Source organism: Mycolicibacterium sp. P4_G11 (assembly GCF_056555145.1).
In genome coordinates, this window is record NZ_JBFUJW010000005.1 from 18,553 (window position 1) to 33,112 (window position 14,560).

Here is a 14,560-nt window from a genome sequence, read left to right on the forward strand (position 1 = left end):
CATGAATATTGGCAACCTGATTCGCGTACACGCTGCCGCCCTGCGCGCACTGCTGGTCCTGACCGTCATCACCGGTCTGGCCTACCCGGTGCTCGTCTGGGCCATCGCCCAGCTCCCCGGGCTCAAGGACAAGGCCGAGGGCTCGCTCGTCACCGCGGGCGGCAAGGTCGTCGGCAGCTCCCTCATCGGCCAGCTGTTCACCGACGCCAAAGGCAATGTGCTGCCGCAGTATTTCCAGGGTCGGCCGTCGGCCGCCGGCACCGGGTACGACCCGATGGCCAGCGGCGCGAGCAACCTCGGCCCCGAGAGCATTGTCGACACGCCCGGTGACCCGGCCGAGATCAAGGCCGGCAAGTCGGCCAGCGATGCCGGATTCAAGCCGAGCTTGCTGACCCAGGTGTGCACGCGCAGCTACGGCGTCGCGGACACCGAGGGCCTGGACCACAACGCCGGGGCACGTCCGTTCTGCACCTCGGACGGCGTGGGCGCGGTGCTGTCGGTGATCGGTCCGCGCGATGCCACGGGCAACGTCACGCATCCCACCAAGGTGGTCAGTGTGAACCAGCCGTGCGACACGACCACGACGCCGTTCGCCACGACCTATGAGGGTGTGCGCGTCGAATGCGCCAAGTACGGCGAGGATTACACCGCCGGGCAGATCGTCGCGATCCGCGGTTCGGCGTCGGCCGACCCGCAGGTTCCGGCCGACGCCGTCACCGCCAGCGGCAGTGGACTGGACCCCGACATCTCGGTCGACTACGCCGACCTGCAGGTGGGCCGGGTCGCCAAGGTCCGACACATCTCGGCTGACCAGGTCCGGGCTCTGGTGCAGGACAACACCAGTGGCCGTGCCCTGGGCTTCATGGGTGAGCCGCGGGTCAACGTCCTGCAGCTGAATCTCGCGTTGGACAAGCGATACCCGCTCGGGTCATCTGCCGGACTTCGTCCGGCAACCAGCTGACCTACTGGACAATGGGGTACATGGAAGTGCCGGACAAGCGGGGCGAGCTACGCATCTACCTGGGTGCGGCCCCCGGCGTGGGCAAGACCTTCTCGATGCTCGGCGAGGCGCGCCGCCGGCTCGAGCGCGGCACCGACGTGGTCGCGGCCGTGGTCGAGACGCACGGCCGCAAGAAGACGGCCGAGGCGCTGGAGGGCATCGAACGGATCCCGCCGCGGTTCATCGACTACCGCGGCGGGACCTTCGCCGAGCTGGATGTCCCGGCGGTGCTGGCCCGCCACCCCGAGGTGGTGCTGGTCGATGAACTGGCGCACAGCAATACGCCCGGCAGCAAGAACGCCAAGCGCTGGCAGGACGTCGAGGAACTGCTCGCCGCCGGCATCACCGTCATCTCCACCGTCAACGTCCAGCACCTCGAGAGCCTGAACGACGTCGTCGCCCAGATCACCGGCATCGAGCAGCAGGAGACGGTGCCGGACTCGGTGGTGCGCAGCGCCGCCCAGATCGAACTGGTCGACATCACCCCGGAAGCGTTGCGCCGCAGGCTGTCCCACGGCAACGTGTACGCACCCGAACGCGTCGATGCGGCGCTGTCCAACTACTTCCGGCAGGGCAACCTCACCGCCCTGCGCGAACTGGCACTGCTGTGGCTGGCCGACCAGGTCGACGCCGCGCTCGCGAAATACCGTGCCGAGCACAATATTTCGGATACCTGGGAAGCCCGCGAACGAGTCGTCGTGGCGGTCACCGGCGGCCCGGAATCAGAGACCCTGGTCCGGCGGGCGTCCCGCATCGCCTCCAAATCCAGCGCCGAGCTGATGGTGGTGCACGTCGTCCGCGGCGACGGACTGACGGGAGTCTCCGCGCCGCAGATGGGCAAGGTACGTGAGCTGACGACCAGTCTCGGCGCCACCCTGCACACCGTCGTCGGCGGCAGTGACGGTGACGTCCCCAGTGCCCTACTGGATTTCGCCCGAGAGATGAACGCCACCCAGTTGGTGTTGGGCACATCGCGACGGTCGCGCTGGGCCCGGCTATTCGACGAGGGCATCGGCGCCAAGACCGTCCAGAACTCCGGCAAAATCGACGTGCACATGGTCACCCATGAGCAGTCCCAGCCCGGCTGGTCCTGGTCGACGGCGACCCGCGGGCAGCGGCACCTGGCGTCCTGGCTGGCCGCTGTCGTCGTGCCGGCCATCATCACCGCCATCACCGCGCTGCTGGATCCGTTCCTGCACATCGGCGGCGAGAGCGCGGTGTTCTTCATCGGTGTGCTGATCGTCGCGCTGCTCGGCGGCGTGGCCCCGGCCGCCCTGTCGGCAGTCCTGTCCGGGCTGCTGCTCAACTACTTCTTCGTCGCCCCGCGGTACAGCTTCACCATCGCGGATCCGGACAGTGCCCTGACCATTGTGGTGCTGCTGGCCGTCGCGGTGGCGGTCGCCGCACTGGTCGACGGCGCCGCCAAACGGTCCAGGGAAGCCCGGCACGCCTCACAGGAAGCCGAGCTGCTGGCCCTGTTCGCCGGCAGCGTGCTGCGCGGCGCCGACCTGACCACGCTGCTGGAACGCGTCCGCGAGACCTATGCGCAACGGGCCGTCAGCCTGCTGCACGAGGAGGACGGCATCGTCGCGTGCGTCGGCGCACAACCCTGTGTCACAGTCGATTCCGCCGACACCGCGATCGAGGTCAGCGACGACGAATACTGGCTGCTGATGGCCGGCCGCAAGACCGAGGCGCGCGACCGTCGGGTACTCGGCGCCGTCGCCCGGCAGGCGGCGGGACTGGTGCGCCAGCGTGCCTTGGCCGAGGAAGCCGGCCGCGCCGAAGCCATCGCCAAGGCCGACGAACTGCGCCGCTCGCTGCTCAGCGCCGTCAGCCACGACCTGCGCACCCCGCTGGCCGCAGCCAAGGCCGCGGTGTCGAGCCTGCGCAGTGAAGACGTCGGCTTCTCCCCCGAAGACACCGCCGAATTGCTGGCCACCGTCGAGGAATCCGTCGACCAGCTGACCGCGTTGGTGGGCAACCTGCTGGACTCCTCGCGGCTGGCCGCCGGGGTGGTGAAACCGGAGCTGCGGCGCGTGTACATGGAAGAGGTCGTGCAGCGGGCGCTGCTCGGAATCAGCCGGGGCGCAACCGGTTACGGGCACCGTGGGCTCGAGCGAATCAAGGTCGAAGCCGGCGACGCCGTCGCACTGGCCGATGCGGGCCTGCTGGAGCGGGTGCTGGTCAACCTTATCGACAATGCGCTGCGCTACTCCGCGGGCAGCGTGGTGCGGGTGAACGCCGGACAGGTCGGCGACCGGGTGCTGATCACCATCGTCGACGAGGGGCCCGGCATCCCCCGCGGCGCCGAGGAGCAGCTGTTCGCGCCGTTCCAGCGCCTCGGCGACCACGACAACAGCACCGGTGTGGGACTTGGTCTTTCGGTCGCGCGCGGTTTTGTCGAAGCAATGGGCGGCACCATCTCTGCCACCGACACCCCCGGCGGCGGGCTGACCGTCGTGGTGGACCTGGCAGCCGCGGGAAAGGATCGGGTGTGACACGGGTTCTGGTCATCGACGACGAACCACAGATTCTGCGTGCGTTGCGGATCAACCTGTCGGTGCGCGGGTACGACGTCACCGTCGCAGCCACGGGCGCCGAGGCATTGAAGGCGGCCGCCGAACACAAACCCGACGTGGTGATCCTGGACCTCGGCCTGCCCGACATGTCCGGCATCGACGTGCTGGCCGGGTTGCGCGGCTGGCTCACGGCTCCGGTGATCGTGCTGTCGGCGCGCACCGACTCGATGGACAAGGTCGAGGCCCTCGACGCCGGGGCCGACGACTACGTGACCAAGCCGTTCGGCATGGACGAGTTCCTGGCCCGGCTGCGGGCCGCCGTGCGGCGCGGCGCGGCGGCATCCGAGACCGACGAGCCCGTCGTCGAAACATCCTCATTCACCGTCGATCTCGCGGCCAAGCGAGTGACCCGCAGCGGCAACGAGGTGCACCTGACCCCCACCGAATGGGGCATGTTGGAGATGCTGGTGCGCAACCGCGGCAAGCTGGTGGGCCGCGAGGAACTGCTCAAAGAGGTGTGGGGTCCGGCGTACGCCAAGGAGACCCACTACCTGCGCGTGTACCTGGCGCAGCTGCGCCGCAAGCTCGAGGTCGACCCATCACACCCCAAGCACCTGCTGACCGAGGCCGGGATGGGGTACCGCTTCCAGGAGTAGCGTCAGCTTTTCACTGCTTGCAGGGTGTAGGTCATCGGCATCCGGTCACGCTCGCCGGCGAGGACGTATTCCTCCTCGAAGTCGCTGCTGAGGATCATCGCATCCCCCAACGGATTCCATGGCACCTCGCGATGTTCTTCCAGCGCGGTGACGGTCAGCCCGGCCTCGGTGAGCGCGGTGAAGATCTCCCCGAGACCATGGTTGAAGCTGACCGACTCGGGCGCGGTGACGACACCCGAGCCGGCGTAGCTCTCGTGTTCGACGAAAACCGTTCCGCCATCCTCGAAGTAGGGATACTCCAGCACCAGCAGACCGTCCGGCCGCGGGTCGCAGATCGCCCACATCACGGGGTGTCCCTCGCGCATGAACAGCCGGCCCCCTGGCCGCAGCAGCTCGGCGACGACAGCCGCCCACCGACGGATGTCGGGCAACCAGCAGAGGGCGCCGATGCCGGTGTAGACAACGTCGCAACATCCCGCGCCGAGCGCCCCGACCGCACCATCCACGTCGGACTCGACGAAGCGCACGTCGGCGTTGGCCCGACGAGCCAGGTCCCGGCCCGCGTCCAGGGCGGCCGGCGAAAAGTCCAGCCCCGTTACCGAGCGGGCACCGAGCCTGGCCAGCGATACCGTGTCGGTACCGATGTGGCACTGCAGGTGCACCACGTCGCGGCCGTCGAGCTGCCCGAGCCGCGGCAAGTCGTAACGCACTACGGCCGAAAGGTATTCGGGGTCGTCGAAGTCAGCCAGGTCGTAGCCATCGAGTGCGGTGTGCAGCGGCACCCGCGCCTCCCAGTTCGCCAGATTGATGCTGCGCCAGTCGTCGATCACGGCTTCATCCTTACAGCTCGGCGCGTGCAGTTCGACTGATTTTTATCCGTCAGTTGGCCGACCACACGCGCTCCCCGTGACGCGAACGACGGCACCCTGATTTGCGCGGCAAGAACCCAACGCATCAGAGCCCGCAGATCATCCCTAATGGTTAGCCACCCTAGATATGCGGTACGTCACACCGGGCAGGCGGAATCGCAGCACCCCCGTTCGGCTTATACCAGGCAACTAGAACTTCAAGGACGGGGAAACAACATGAGCGCCATTCGTAACGTGGCCAACAAGGTGGCACTGACCGCCGTGGCCGCCTTCACGATCGCCGTCGGCGCCATCGCCGGCCCGGTCGCCACCGCCAGCGCCGCCGACGACTCCTGTGCGAACGTCGAGGTCGTCTTCGCCCGCGGCACCTTCGAAGGCCCCGGCGTCGGAGCCACCGGCCAAGCCTTCGTCGACGCACTGAACGCCCGCATGCCCGGCCGCAACATCGACGCCTACGGCGTGAACTACCCCGCCTCCCTGGACTTCGGCCAGGCCGCCGAGGGCGTCGCCGACGCCACCAACCGCATCGAGTCCATCGCCGCCTCGTGCCCCGCCACCAAGATCGTCATCGGCGGCTACTCGCAGGGCGCCGCCGTCGCCGGTTACAGCACCATGAGCAGCGTGCCCGCCGGGTTCGTCCTGCCCGCCGGCATCAGCGGCCCGATGCCCTCCTCGGTCGCCTCGCACGTCGCCGCAGTGGTCCTGTTCGGCACCCCGAGCCCGTTCGTGCTGAGCGTCGCCGACCGCAGCGCCCCCGCCATCAACATCGGCGGCGCGTACGCCGGCAAGACCATCCAGCTGTGCGCCCCCGGCGACCCGATCTGCGGTGGCGGCATGGACCGCTCCGCCCACAGCGCCTACAAGTTCAACGGCATGGCCAACCAGGCCGCGGACTTCGTCGCCCGCCAGCTGGGTGCCCCCGCCGCTCCGGCCGCGCCCATCGTCCAGACCTCGGACGACACAGCCAACTGAATCAACCCCAGCCGACGGCCGGAAGTCAGTCTCACGAGGACTGATTCCGGCCGCCGGTCTGTTATGACGTTGCCCAGGCTCCTACGCCGAACGTGGCGCTTAGCGTTGATTTTTCGCGCGCGTCACCGCGCTGGCCGTCACACTCGCCGTAGCACCCGGACATCGACCAGTCTCCTCCGCGACCTTCACGCGGCACCCTGATCGAACTATGGTGAAGTAGTCATATCTCGATAAGCCGAGACAATCAGGGGTGAACAGTAATGAAGGTTTCCACCAAGAACGTGTCGACGTGCGGCTGTCAGTGCAACGCATGCCGCGACGGACACCACTGCCACAACCGCCCGAACTGCAAGGTCTAACTAGAAATCTCGACCGTCGACCGTGGGGGTTGACGAGGGATTTTCATCGAATTTCCGCGGAAACCCCCACGCTCGGCGTCAGACAGACAGCGCGATGCCGTCCAGGATGTCGTGCTCGCTGACCACCAATTCCGCGATCCCCGCCCGCTGACCGAATTCGCGGGCCAATTCCTCGACGACGACCGACCCGCCGCCGATCACCGGCACCCGGCCCGGGTGCATGGGGCCGAGTTCGGCACGTTGCGCCCGTGGCATCGCGATCAGGTCGTCGCACACCTTGACGACATCGGGAATTCCGATGCGGGACAGGTGAATTACCTCGGAGTCGTACTCGGGTAGGCCCAGGGCCAGCGCGGCCACCGTGGTGAATGTGCCGGCCACGCCGACCCAGGTGCGGGCACCTTCGACGGGCACGACGTCCAAAGCCTCAGCCAACTTCTCGCGCACCACAGCACGCGCCGCCGCCACCTCGTCGGCGGTGGGCGGATCCGTCTGCAGGCATCGCTCGGTGAGCCGCACGCAGCCGATGTTGGCCGAGAAGCTGGCCACCACGTCCTCGACCGCGGCACCGGACCCGCCGAGCACCACCTCGGTCGAACCGCCGCCCAGGTCGACGACCACGAAAGGTCCTGTCGCCGGGTCCAATTCGCCGACGGCGCCGCGGAACGACAACGCCGCTTCCTCGGTCCCGGTGATCACCTCGGCCACCGCGCCCGACATCACCCGGCCCAGCAGCCGGGCCGTCATCGCGAAGAACTCGTCGCGGTTGCCGGCGTCCCGGGCCGCGGAGGTCGCGACCATCCGCACCTTGGACACATCGTGCGCCAGCATCACGTCGACGTAGTCGGCCAGCGCGGCTTCGGTCCGGGCCAGCGCGGCGGGCGCGAATTCGCCTGTGGCGTCGACACCTTCACCGAGGGTGACGATCCGCATCTCGCGATGGACGTCACGCAACCGACCGTCGGCGACATCAGCGATCAGAAGTCTGATGGAGTTTGTGCCACAGTCCACTGCCGCGACCCGCGAACTCACACCCACACCTTCGGATCCAGAATCCCGGCCATCGCCGGTTCGACCGCCAACAACGCCAGCGCCTCATCGCCAAAGGGGTTGATGCCCGGGCCTTTTGCCAACGAATGCGCCATCACCACATGCAGGCACTTCACCCGGTCCGGCATCCCGCCGCCGGAGAACGTCGTCCCCAGCGACTCGATGGCGTCCCGCTCGGCCAGGAACGACTCGTGCGCCCGCAGATACGCCGCGCTCAACTCTTCGGATGCCTGCAGACGTTCGGTCATGTCCCGCATCAGCCCGGACGACTCGAGCCGGCTGGCCGCAGCCGTCAGCGCCGGATGGGTCAGGTAATACAGGGTGGGAAAAGGAGTTCCGTCGGGCAACCGCGGTGCGGTCTTGACCACGCCGGGTTCGCCGTTGGGGCAGCGGTAGGCGATCTCCAGGACCCCACGCGGTTCCCGCCCCAGTTGGGCCGCAACGGCTTCCAGATCAGCAGCGTCAACCACCGGGCGGCGCCTGAGGTGCGGGCTGGTCAGTCGAGGGCACGGCGCCATCGGGGCCGGGCGGAACGACCGCCGGCGTCGGCGTCAGGCCGTGCGGCTGATCGGCAATGGTGTGCCACAGCGCGGTGTACCAGGGCTGGTTGCTCTTCGCGGTGGGCGACGGCGCGGGCGCGACGGGCGTCGCGACGGCACCGGGAGGCAGTTGCACCTGATACGGGATATCGCCCGGCATCACGAAGCCCAATCGCTCACGGGCCTGCGCGGCGATGTACACCGGGTCGGCCAACTTCACCTTTTGCTGCTCCAAATTGCTGATCTGCGAACGTAATTGGGACTCTGCCGTGGCCAACTGCTGCATCTCGGTGCGCTGCGCGAAGAAGGTGCGCACCGGTCCGGCGATGGTCAGGGTCAGCACGCACACCACGACGGCGAGAATCGCCGCCCGGCGCGCCGCGGACCCCAGCCGCTGCTCGGCATGGTGCTCGACCGACTCCGTGTAGGCCTGCCGGATGGGCTCGGTGACGGGGACGGGCAGATTTTCCGGGACCCGCCGGGGCTCGGCCTTGGGCCGGTTACCCGCCTTGGCGGCCGACGTGCCGTTCCCGGCGCGCCCCCGCTTCGCCTCGCCGGGTTTGGCGGGGCGAGAGGCGGGGGAACGCCGTTTGGGATCGGCCATATCGGTAGGTCAGACCCGCGAAACTACTTGGCTTCCACCGCAAAACGCGGGAACGCCAGGTCGCCGGCGTACCGCCCGGCGTCGCCCAGGGTCTCCTCGATGCGCAGCAGCTGGTTGTACTTGGCGACACGCTCGCTGCGGGCCGGGGCACCGGTCTTGATCTGGCCACAGCCGCACGCGACAGCCAGGTCGGCGATGGTGGTGTCCTCGGTCTCGCCACTGCGGTGGCTCATCATCGACTTGTAGCCGTTGGCGTGCGCCAGGGCGACAGCGTCCAAAGTCTCGGTGAGCGTGCCGATCTGGTTCACCTTCACCAGCAGCGCGTTGGCGGCACCCTTTTCGATGCCCTCTTCCAGGCGCTCCGGGTTGGTGACGAACAGGTCGTCGCCGACGAGCTGGACGCGGTCACCGATCGCGGTGGTCAGCGCCACCCAGCCATCCCAGTCGTCTTCGGACAGCGGGTCCTCGATGGACACCAGCGGGAAGGAGTCGAGCAGCGAGGCGTAGAACTCGGCCATCTGCTCGGCGGTGCGGGTCTGCTTCTCGAAGGCGTAACCCGTTCCGTCCGTGTAGAACTCGGTGGCCGCGACGTCGAGGGCCAGGGCCACGTCGCTGCCCAGCTTCAGGCCGGTGGCGTCGATGGCGGTGCTGATGAGCTCGAGCGCGGCGTACGTGCCGGCGACGTCAGGCGCGAAACCGCCCTCGTCACCGAGGCCCGTCGACAGGCCCTGCTTCTTCAACACGGACTTGAGCGAGTGGTAGACCTCGGCGCCCCAGCGCAGCGATTCCTTGAAGGTCGGGGCACCGATCGGAGCGACCATGAACTCCTGGACGTCGACGCCGGTGTCGGCGTGGGCGCCACCGTTGAGGATGTTCATCATCGGCACCGGCAGGATGTGGGCGTTCGGGCCGCCGATGTAGCGGAAAAGCGGCAGGCCGGCGGAGTCGGCAGCGGCCTTCGCCACGGCCAGGGAGACGCCGAGGATGGCGTTGGCGCCGAGGCGCGACTTGTCCGGAGTGCCGTCCAGGTCCAGCAGCGCCTGGTCGATGATGCGCTGGTCGTCGGCAGCCTGGCCGATGACCGCGGGAGCGATCTCGTCGAGCACGGCCTCAACGGCCTTCTCGACACCCTTACCGAGGTAGCGGGGGCCACCGTCACGCAGTTCGACAGCCTCGTGCTCACCGGTCGACGCACCCGACGGCACGGCCGCACGGGCGAACGTTCCATCGGTCAGTGCGATCTCGACCTCGACCGTCGGATTTCCCCGAGAGTCGAGAATCTCGCGGGCTCCGACCTGTTCGATGATTGGCACTTGGGTCTCCCTTTGGCGTCACGGACTCGTGCGAACGCCCATCAGCCTAAACGGTGCCAAGACCGGAAGTGCGGCAGCTACGGGTACCGATCTTGGCTACCTATCTTTGGTGCCCGTTCGCATATGCCGTCGCCCAGTCCCGCACGGCGCGGGCGTAGTCGTCGGACATGTTGTACGCGTGCAGCGCGTCCATCCAGCCGCGCGGGCTGGACAGATCCTTACCGCGGTAGCAGAGGTAACCCGCCGCCGACAGCGCCGCGTCGTCGATGTTGTCGGGGCTGGCGAAGCCGGTGTTGTTGGCGTCGACGCCGTACAACCGCCAGGTGTCCGGGATGAACTGCATGGGTCCCATGGCGCGGTCGACGGCGTCGTCGCTGTCCATGCTGCCGGAGTCGGAGTCCGGAATCCGCAGGTTGTTCATGGTTCCGTCGAGTGGCACGCCCCGGATCGGGGGCGTCACGTCACCGTTCGGGGCGATGGTCGCGCCGCGGTAGGTGCCGTGGTGGCTCTCGACCATGCCGATGCCCGCCAGCGTCGTCCACGCGATGTGGCACTTGGGGTTCTCGACCTCGGCGACGCGCGCGGCGTACCCATAGGCCTCCAGCGCCATGGCCGGAATGCCCAGCGGCGGTGCCAGGTGCTCGGCCCAGTCGCGCAGCTGATCGGCGCCCCGGCCCTTCACGTGGGTGTTGATCGGCGGCACGGCAGGCCCGGCCGGCGGCGGCACTCCGCGCAGGTAGCCGGGCTGAAACGAGCAGCTCGAGGCCATCAGGAGCGCCGTCGCGGCGACGACAGCGCTCGCCCGCAGCCAACGCGCTCGCAACACCGGTACTCCCCCATGCACTGAGATTCTCGACGGATTCGTCGCCCTGTCATCGTCGCATGCCGAGCTGAGTGCACCCCGGAGCGCAAGCTTTCCGGTACGTAGCAACGATGCAGCCGATCCGCTGATAAGGTTGGCTTGCCTTGCTTTGGCAAGGCAACCCTGTGTTGCCGTTTAGTCTATCTAAGGATTGCGGATGACCACCACTTTCGCGGTCTCGACATCGCTGGTCGCCGCGGGCCCCGGCGTTTCCTCACAGCTATTTGGCAGCTTGCTGATCGGCCTTCGTGAAGGCCTCGAAACTGCGATCGTCGTCACCATCCTCATCGCGTTCCTCGTGAAGTCCGACCGCCGCGACGCCCTGAAGTGGGTCTGGCTCGGAGTCGCCGGCGCCATCGCGATGACCATCGGCGTTTTCCTCACCATCCAGCTCAGCGAGAACACCATCTCCGGACTGGCGGCCGAGGCCATCGCCGGAGTCGCGTCGCTGGTCGCCGTCATCATCGTCACCACCATGGTGCTGTGGATGCGCAAAGCCGCCGCCACCATCTCCGGTGACCTGCGCGGCGACATGACCCGCGCGTTGGAGACCGGCGGTTGGGCCGTCGCCACCCTGGCCTTTCTGGCCGTCGGCCGCGAGGGCGTCGAGACGGCGCTGTTCATGGTCGGCTACGCCAGCGCCTCGACGGCATGGCCGCTGGCCGGGCTGCTGATCGGCCTGCTCATCGCCGTCGCCTTCGCCTACGGCATGTACGCCGGTGCGGTGCGGATCAACCTGGCGAAGTTCTTCAAATACACCGGCGCCTTCCTGGTCGTCGTCGCCGCCGGCATCCTGTCCTACGCGATCCACGCGCTGCAGACCGTCGGCTGGCTGCCCGGCCTGGGCGCCAGGGCCTTCGATCTGACGGGAGTCTTCAACTGGTCGTCGTGGTACGGCCAGGCGATCCAGGGCATCTTCAACATCAGCCCCACCCCATCTGTCCTGCAGTTCGTCTGCTGGCTGGCCTACCTGTTGGTCGTCCTGACGCTGTTCCTGCGACCTGTCGCAGCCAAACCCACCCCTGCTGCCACCCTCGAAAGGTCCGCTTCGTGAATCTCGCTGCCCTGAACGTCAAGACCGGCCTGGCCGCCTCCGCCGCCTTGCTCGCCGGTCTGACCGCGGTCTCCGCGTGTACCTCCAAGTCGGACGAGAACAAGTCCGCCTCCGGCGAGATCACCGTGACCGCCACCGACGACGCCTGCAAGCTGTCGGCGACGTCGGCCAAGACGGGCCCGAGCACGTTCGTCGTCACCAACAACGGCACCAAGGTCACCGAGTTCTACGTCTACGGCCCCGGCGACAAGGTGATGGGCGAGATCGAGAACGTCTCCCCCGGCCTGCAGCGCAAGCTGATCGTGCAGCTGCCTGAAGCCGGCACCTACAAGACGGCGTGCAAGCCCGGCATGGTCGGCGACGGCATCCGCGGTGACTTCACCGTCACCGGCGACACCGTCAAGATCGACGACTCCGGCAAGTTCAAGGACGCCGCGGAGTTCTACAAGAAGTACGTCATCGACCAGACCACCGCCCTGGTGCCCGCCACCGAGGCGTTCGCCGCCGCGGTGAAGAAGGGTGACGTCGCCGCCGCGAAGGCCCAGTACCCGAAGGCCCGCACCTTCTACGAGCGCATCGAGCCGGTCGCCGAGTCGTTCCCCGACGACCTGGACCCGCGGATCGACCTGCGCGAAGCCGACGTCAAGCCAGGCGACAAGTGGACCGGCTTCCACGTCCTGGAGAAGCAGCTGTGGGTCACCGGACTGCAGCCTGACGCCAACGCGCTGGCCGACCAGCTGGTCGCCGACGTCAAGGAGCTCGAAGCCGGCGTCAAGGATCCCAAGTGGACCATCGACTCCACCAAGATCGCCGGTGGCGCGCAGGAGCTGCTCGACGAGATCGCCAAGACCAAGATCACCGGCGAGGAAGACATCTTCAGCCACACCGACCTGTGGGACATCCAGGCCAACATCGAGGGCTCGCGGACCGCGGTCGGCTCGGTGGACCCGATCCTCGACGAGCGCAACCCGCAGCTGGGCAAGGACGTCGACGCCGCCTTCGAGAACGTCCAGAAGCTGCTGAACAAGTGGCGCCAGGGCGACGGCTTCATCTCCTACGACAAGGTGACCGAGCCTGAGCGGCAAGAACTTTCGCGCGCGGTCGATGCCCTGAGCAAGGAGGTCAGCGAGGTGCAGGGTGTCATCGCCAAGCAGTGAGCCCCAGCCGGGCACCAATGAACCGACCGTGACCGAGCAGGGCGGCCTCAGCCGACGCAAACTGTTCGGCGCAGCCGGAGTGACGGCCGCTGTGGTCGGCGCCGCCGCCACCGGCGCGCTGGCCGCCCGCTCGTCCGCGGCAGTGGTCGACAACAACCTGCGCAACCCGGTGCCGTTCCGCGGCACCCATCAGGCGGGCATCGTCACCGCCGCGCAGGACCGCATGCACTTCGCCACCTTCGACGTCACGACGGACAAGAAGGCCGACGTGGTGGCAATGCTGAAGAAGTGGACCGAGATGGCCGAGCGCATGACGCTCGGCGAAGAGGCCGTCGCACACGGGGCCATCGGGCTCAATCCATACGCACCGCCGGCCGATACCGGTGAGGCCCTTGGTCTTTCGCCCTCCGCGTTGACCGTGACCATCGGCTTCGGCCCCAGCTTCTTCCGCAAGGACGGCAAGGACCGGTTCGGCATCGACGCCCAGCGCCCGGCGCACCTGGTCGACCTGCCCAAGTTCCGCAACGAGAAGCTCGACCCGAAGCGCTGCGGCGGCGACATCGTCGTGCAGGCCTGCGCCAACGACCCGCAGGTCGCGGTGCACGCCATCCGCAACCTGGCTCGGGTGGGCTTCGGTACCGTTGCCGTGCGGTACTCGCAGCTCGGTTTCGGCCGCACCTCGTCGACGACTCTCACCCAGTCCACGCCGCGAAATCTGTTCGGGTTCAAGGACGGAACAAACAACCTCAAGGCCGAGGACACGTCCGCCATCGACCAGCACGTCTGGATCGCCAACGGCGACGGACCGGCCTGGATGACGGGCGGCTCCTACCTGATCAGCCGCCGCATTCGGATGCTCATCGAATCCTGGGACCGCACCGTGCTGGCGGAGCAGGAGCGGGTCATCGGACGACAGAAGGGCAACGGCGCACCCAACGGGTACACCGACGAGTTCACCCCGCTGGACTTCGACAGCAAGGGTGCCGACGGCGCGCCGCTGGTCGACCTCGACTCCCACGTGCGGCTGGCCTCGCCGGAGGCCAACAAAGGGGCGAAGATTCTGCGCCGCGGCTACAACTTCACCGACGGCTCGGACGGTTTCGGCCACCTGGACGCCGGGCTGTTCTTCATCGCGTTCGTCCGCAACCCGGCCGAGTCGTTCATCCCGATGCAGAGGTCGTTGTCCGACAACGATGCCCTGAACGAATACATCACGCACACCGGCAGCGGCATCTTCGCCTGCCCGCCAGGTGTGCGTGATGGTTCGTCGGACTACTGGGGCTCGACGCTGCTCGGCTGAGCGTCGGGCTGCTCGGCGGTGCGGTAGCGGTTGTAGAACGCGAGCGACGCGACCGCCGCAGCGCCACCGATGACACCCCACAGCGCGATCTGGAAGACCAGCGAGCCGAACAGGAAGTCGTAGGCGAGGGTCAGGTAGAGCGACCACGCCACGCGGTAGCCCGACCAGAAGGCCAGCAGGCCAGTGCTGATCGCGATGATCAGGCTCTGCTGGCGATCGAAGCGGTTGACGTGCTGTTCGATGACGGCGGGCACGATCTTCACGGTGATTCCTCTCTTTGGACGCTCGTTGATCGGCGTCGTT

The 14,560-nt window shown here is 67.7% G+C and carries 14 protein-coding genes; 7 read left to right on the forward strand and 7 right to left on the reverse strand.

Annotated features, from left to right (window positions below):
* Position 1: 1 nt before the first annotated feature.
* Genes AC1U2B_RS11345 through AC1U2B_RS11355 form a run of 3 tightly spaced genes read left to right on the forward strand, consistent with a single transcriptional unit; the run spans position 2 to position 4,178 of the window.
* Positions 2-961, forward strand: a complete 960-nt coding sequence (locus AC1U2B_RS11345) for a potassium-transporting ATPase subunit C (RefSeq protein ID WP_480216880.1) — start codon at positions 2-4, stop codon at positions 959-961.
* Between the two features lie 11 nt (positions 962-972).
* Entirely contained in the window at positions 973-3,501 is a 2,529-nt protein-coding gene (locus tag AC1U2B_RS11350; protein ID WP_480216881.1) for a DUF4118 domain-containing protein, read from the forward strand.
* Positions 3,498-4,178, forward strand: a complete 681-nt coding sequence (locus AC1U2B_RS11355) for a response regulator (protein ID WP_043398993.1) — start codon at positions 3,498-3,500, stop codon at positions 4,176-4,178. Before AC1U2B_RS11350 ends, AC1U2B_RS11355 begins: the two co-directional genes overlap by 4 nt.
* A gap of 2 nt (positions 4,179-4,180) precedes the next feature.
* Here the strand turns inward: AC1U2B_RS11355 and AC1U2B_RS11360 are convergent, their stop codons facing one another.
* Positions 4,181-5,008, reverse strand: a complete 828-nt coding sequence (locus AC1U2B_RS11360; protein ID WP_480216882.1) for a class I SAM-dependent methyltransferase — start codon at positions 5,006-5,008, stop codon at positions 4,181-4,183.
* A gap of 255 nt (positions 5,009-5,263) precedes the next feature.
* Here AC1U2B_RS11360 and AC1U2B_RS11365 point away from each other — a divergent pair, with 255 nt between their 5' ends.
* Positions 5,264-6,019 (forward strand): cutinase family protein, encoded by a 756-nt coding sequence (locus AC1U2B_RS11365; protein ID WP_480216883.1) that lies wholly within the window; start codon positions 5,264-5,266, stop codon positions 6,017-6,019.
* Between the two features lie 437 nt (positions 6,020-6,456).
* Here the strand turns inward: AC1U2B_RS11365 and AC1U2B_RS11370 are convergent, their stop codons facing one another.
* From AC1U2B_RS11370 to AC1U2B_RS11390, 5 genes are all read right to left on the reverse strand, one after another.
* Positions 6,457-7,416, reverse strand: a complete 960-nt coding sequence (locus AC1U2B_RS11370; protein WP_480216884.1) for a Ppx/GppA phosphatase family protein — start codon at positions 7,414-7,416, stop codon at positions 6,457-6,459.
* Positions 7,407-7,898 carry a DUF501 domain-containing protein gene (locus AC1U2B_RS11375; protein WP_480216885.1) on the reverse strand — a complete coding sequence of 164 codons (492 nt, stop codon included), beginning with the start codon at positions 7,896-7,898 and terminating at the stop codon, positions 7,407-7,409. The genes AC1U2B_RS11370 and AC1U2B_RS11375 overlap by 10 nt, the downstream gene beginning before the upstream one ends.
* Entirely contained in the window at positions 7,891-8,571 is a 681-nt protein-coding gene (locus AC1U2B_RS11380; RefSeq protein WP_043398981.1) for an FtsB family cell division protein, read from the reverse strand. Before AC1U2B_RS11380 ends, AC1U2B_RS11375 begins: the two co-directional genes overlap by 8 nt.
* A 23-nt stretch (positions 8,572-8,594) precedes the next feature.
* A complete protein-coding gene (eno, locus tag AC1U2B_RS11385) occupies positions 8,595-9,884 on the reverse strand; it encodes a phosphopyruvate hydratase (RefSeq protein ID WP_480216886.1) in 1,290 nt (429 codons plus the stop codon).
* 100 nt (positions 9,885-9,984) lie between these two features.
* A complete protein-coding gene (locus tag AC1U2B_RS11390; protein ID WP_480217289.1) occupies positions 9,985-10,653 on the reverse strand; it encodes a lytic transglycosylase domain-containing protein in 669 nt (222 codons plus the stop codon).
* Positions 10,654-10,903: 250 nt separating this feature from the next.
* Between AC1U2B_RS11390 and efeU the strand changes: the two genes are divergently transcribed.
* From efeU to efeB, 3 genes are read left to right on the forward strand one after another with little or no spacing between them, the layout of a single operon-like run.
* Complete coding sequence (gene efeU / locus AC1U2B_RS11395; RefSeq protein WP_480216887.1) at positions 10,904-11,800, forward strand: iron uptake transporter permease EfeU; 897 nt, start codon at positions 10,904-10,906, stop codon at positions 11,798-11,800.
* Positions 11,797-12,957, forward strand: a complete 1,161-nt coding sequence (gene efeO / locus AC1U2B_RS11400; RefSeq protein WP_480216888.1) for an iron uptake system protein EfeO — start codon at positions 11,797-11,799, stop codon at positions 12,955-12,957. The genes efeU and efeO overlap by 4 nt, the downstream gene beginning before the upstream one ends.
* The gene (gene efeB, locus AC1U2B_RS11405; RefSeq protein ID WP_480216889.1) at positions 12,938-14,257 is read left to right on the forward strand and encodes an iron uptake transporter deferrochelatase/peroxidase subunit; all 1,320 of its coding nucleotides are present in this window, start codon (positions 12,938-12,940) and stop codon (positions 14,255-14,257) included. The genes efeO and efeB overlap by 20 nt, the downstream gene beginning before the upstream one ends.
* Here efeB and AC1U2B_RS11410 read toward each other — a convergent pair.
* Positions 14,230-14,520 carry a hypothetical protein gene (locus AC1U2B_RS11410; protein ID WP_480216890.1) on the reverse strand — a complete coding sequence of 97 codons (291 nt, stop codon included), beginning with the start codon at positions 14,518-14,520 and terminating at the stop codon, positions 14,230-14,232. The two genes, efeB and AC1U2B_RS11410, sit on opposite strands and share 28 nt — an antisense overlap.
* Positions 14,521-14,560: the final 40 nt, after the last annotated feature.